At 62.6% G+C, this 3,361-nt stretch carries 3 protein-coding genes; all 3 read left to right on the top strand.

Translation table 11 applies throughout. The features are described from left to right. Positions 1 to 540 precede the first annotated feature (540 nt). Complete coding sequence (locus tag CKO25_RS20500; protein ID WP_120798096.1) at positions 541 to 819, top strand: type II toxin-antitoxin system RelE/ParE family toxin; 279 nt, start codon at positions 541 to 543, stop codon at positions 817 to 819. A gap of 12 nt (positions 820 to 831) precedes the next feature. Continuing rightward, positions 832 to 1,137: a HigA family addiction module antitoxin gene (locus tag CKO25_RS20505; RefSeq protein ID WP_200389799.1), complete on the top strand. Its 306-nt coding sequence runs from the start codon at positions 832 to 834 to the stop codon at positions 1,135 to 1,137. Between the two features lie 746 nt (positions 1,138 to 1,883). Continuing rightward, positions 1,884 to 2,915 carry an RpnC/YadD family protein gene (locus CKO25_RS20510; RefSeq protein ID WP_200389800.1) on the top strand — a complete coding sequence of 344 codons (1,032 nt, stop codon included), beginning with the start codon at positions 1,884 to 1,886 and terminating at the stop codon, positions 2,913 to 2,915. Positions 2,916 to 3,361 lie beyond the last annotated feature (446 nt).

Here is a 3,361-nt window from a genome sequence, read left to right on the forward strand (position 1 = left end):
ATGGGGGGTCCTCCGCAGGTTTGGTCGCCCGTTGTGGACCATCAAACCCCATGCATGTTCATTTTCTCTATAGATTGCTTCTCTAGTACATTGTATCTAATGGCGTTTTATTGGGGATACCTCAGGGACAGATTTATTTTCCAGGGACAAAAAAAGGGGACAGATTTATTTTCCGGGAGATCGTAAGTTAAGGATGACGGAACAAGCCTGAACCTGCCCCCTGTGAGATAAAGACCGCTTCGGCGGTCTTTTCATTTTGCGTTGAAAAGAGGGAAAAAAGGGATCGATTGGACTGGATTCGTAGCGCCCTTCCCAGAGTGTTCCCGAACTTGAGTCCTGACGGTTGACGAAGCGCGTCTGCAATCCGAGCTGCGCGGGTGCCTGGAGCCAGACGATCAGGGCGCGCACGATGCCAATCGCGGCCGCGATCCGCGGCTCGCCTCAAACCGGAACAGCGCACCCTTGTCGAGACGGGTAAGCCCGGGACAGACTGCCTTCCTTATGATTGACGTATTACGCTTAACGTAATATTCTACTTGCATGATCAAATCGTTTCGCTGCAAGGACACCGCCAAGCTGTTCGCCGGCCAAAGCCCGCAACACTTTCGCGCTTTCCAACGTGTTGCGGAGCGCAAACTGACGCAACTTCACGCCGCCATAACCCTCGAGTTTCTGCGCAGCCCACCAGGCAACCGTTTGGAAGCCTTGAGCGGAGATCGCACGGGACAGCACAGCATACGTATCAATGGCCAATGGCGCCTGTGCTTCATATGGCGCGATGGCGATGCTTACGAAGTCGAGATCGTGGACTACCACTGAGGAGGTGATCGAATGATTCCAATCAATGGCCTCAGGCCAGTGCATCCGGGTGAGATTCTGCGCGAGGACTTTCTGACACCACTGGGGATGAGCGTCAACGCCTTGGCGCACGCGTTGCGCGTGCCGGCTACCCGTCTGCATGAGATCGTCAAGGAACGGCGCGCGATCACTCCCGATACTGCTTTGCGGCTCGCGCGCTACTTCGGCGGTGATGCGCAATCGTGGCTGAATCTTCAGGCCTGTTTCGATCTGAAGACCGCGGAACTGAGGTTACGCGACGTGATCGAACGCGAGGTCGAGCCGCGCGAGGCAGCTTGAGCCGTGGGAGAGGGCACCAAAAGGGGGCGGAGTCACCTGTCACCACGGCCGAGCGAATCGCCTTGGGTCGCCCGCAAGCGGGCTCCGACCTGTGGGTGGGGGTGGTTCTGGTTGGGGTGGTGGTCTGCTGAGGCCTTGGATCGCCCGCAAGCGGGCTCCTACCCCTTGGGTCGCCCGCAAGCGGTCTCCGACCGTTTGGGGTCATCCGGATGGCGACGATATCGGTAGGAGCCGGCTTGCCGGCGATGGCAAGGGAACGCCGAGGTGGGCCAAGCGTGACCCTGTCATCAGTCCACCACGTCACGCATCCTGTTCGTCTCGGTTGGCGGGTCGCTCGCAAGCGGGCTCCTACCTGTGGGTGGGGGTGGTTCTGGTTGGGGTGGTGGTCTGCCGAGGCCTTGGATCGCCCGCAAGCGGGCTCCGACCGGTTGGGGTCATCCCGATGGCGACGATCGGGGGCATCCGGGTAGCGACAACATCGGTAGGAGCCGGCTTGCCGGCGATGGCAGGGGAACGCCGAGGTGGGCCAAGCGTGACCCGGTCATCAGTCCACCACGTCCCGCATCCTGTTCGTCTCCGTTGGCGGGTCGCCCGCCAGCGGGCTCCGACCGTTTGGGTGGGGGGTCGCGCTGATTCGCCATCGTCATGATCCGCATCGCCTGCGTGCTGGAGGGGGAACGGATTGACGTTTTTCGTGTACTCTGTGGTCAGATTCGAGACGATCCGCACACGTCATGGAGAGACCCATGCGCACACCCGCCACCGCGACCCGTGATGACGATGACTCCCCTTGGAAGGATCTGCTCGACCGCTGGCAGCGTCCATTTCTGGAATTCTTCTTCCCGGCGATCGCCGCCGACATCGACTGGTCGCGCGGCTTCGAGTTTCTCGACAAGGAGCTGCAGACGATCACGCGCCGTGCGGTGGTCGGTCGCCGCTATGTCGATAAGCTGGTCAAGGTCTGGCGCTGGGGCGGCGAGGAGACCTGGGTCTTGATCCACACCGAGGTGCAGGGCGAGCCGGATCCGGCATTCGCGCGGCGGCTCTACACCTACCACTCGCGTCTGATGGACCGCTACGATCGTCCGGTCGCGACCTTGGTGATCCTGGCCGATGAGCGGCCCGGGTGGCGCCCGCAGCGCTATCGTCACACCCTCTGGGGCTGCGAGGTGGTGCTGGTGTTTCCGGTCGTGAAGCTGCTGGATTTCAAGTCCCGAATGGCCGAGCTGGAGGCGAGTGCCAACCCGTTCGCGCTGGTCGTGCTGGCGCAGTTGGCCGCCACCGCGACCAAACGCGACCCGGCCGCGCGGCTGGATCGCAAGATCGGGCTGACCCGGCGTTTGTACCGTTGTGGCCTGAGCCGCGACGAGGTGTTGAGTCTGTATGCCTTCATCGATTGGGTGATGAGATTGCCCGAGCCGTTGGAGGATGATTACCATCGAGCGATTCAAGCCATTGAAGAGGCGGAGCAGATGCGATACGTCACCACGGCCGAGCGAATCGGCATGCGCAAGGGGATGGAGCGAGGGATGAAGCGAGGTCTGGAATCCGAACGCACCTTGCTGCAGCGCCAAGCGCGGCGGCGTTTTGGCGATGATGTTGCCGAGCGCGCCGCGGTGCTGTTAGCGCGGATTCAGGCGCCGGAGACCCTGGAGCAGCTTGGTGAGGCGCTGCTTGATGATGCAGACGGGGAGGTCTGGCTGACGGCGGTGCAGGCACAGGTTGATGGCGCGGATGATCGGAAGGGCGCTGGGGGAGCGGCGTCGCCGGCCGGGTGACGGCGCGGTTGGCGCGGTCATGTTGGGGTGGCAGTCTGCCGAGGCCTGGGTCGCCCGCAAGCGGGCTCCTACCTGTGGGTGGGGGGTGGTTCTGGTTGGGTGGTGGTCTGCCGAGGCCTTGGGCCGCCCGCAAGCGGGCTCCGACCGGTTGGTGTCATCCCGATGGCGACGATCGGGGTCATCCGGATGGCGACGATATCGGTAGGAGCCGGCTTGCCGGCGATGGCAGGGGAACGCCGAGGTGGACCGACTACAACCCGGTCATCAGTCCACCACGTCACGCATCCTGTTCGTCTCGGTTGGCGGGTCGCCAGGAAAACTGAGGTATCCCCACAAATCCGCCCCCGGTCGCTCACTCGGCGAGCAGCCCATCATGGTCACTCGAGACCCATTGAGCCGGCGGCCCGATGGCGTCGATGAGCTCGGCAATGGTCGTGCGGTAGCCC

It is taken from the genome of Thiocapsa imhoffii, assembly GCF_016583985.1.
GTDB classification, from domain to species: Bacteria; Pseudomonadota; Gammaproteobacteria; order Chromatiales; family Chromatiaceae; genus Thiocapsa; species Thiocapsa imhoffii.

Coding starts and splice junctions, on each gene's coding strand:
- CKO25_RS20505 (WP_200389799.1), top strand. CDS start 832: ATGATTCCAATCAATGGCCTCAGGCCAGTGCATCCGGGTGAGATTCTG.
- CKO25_RS20510 (WP_200389800.1), top strand. CDS start 1,884: ATGCGCACACCCGCCACCGCGACCCGTGATGACGATGACTCCCCTTGG.
- CKO25_RS20500 (WP_120798096.1), top strand. CDS start 541: ATGATCAAATCGTTTCGCTGCAAGGACACCGCCAAGCTGTTCGCCGGC.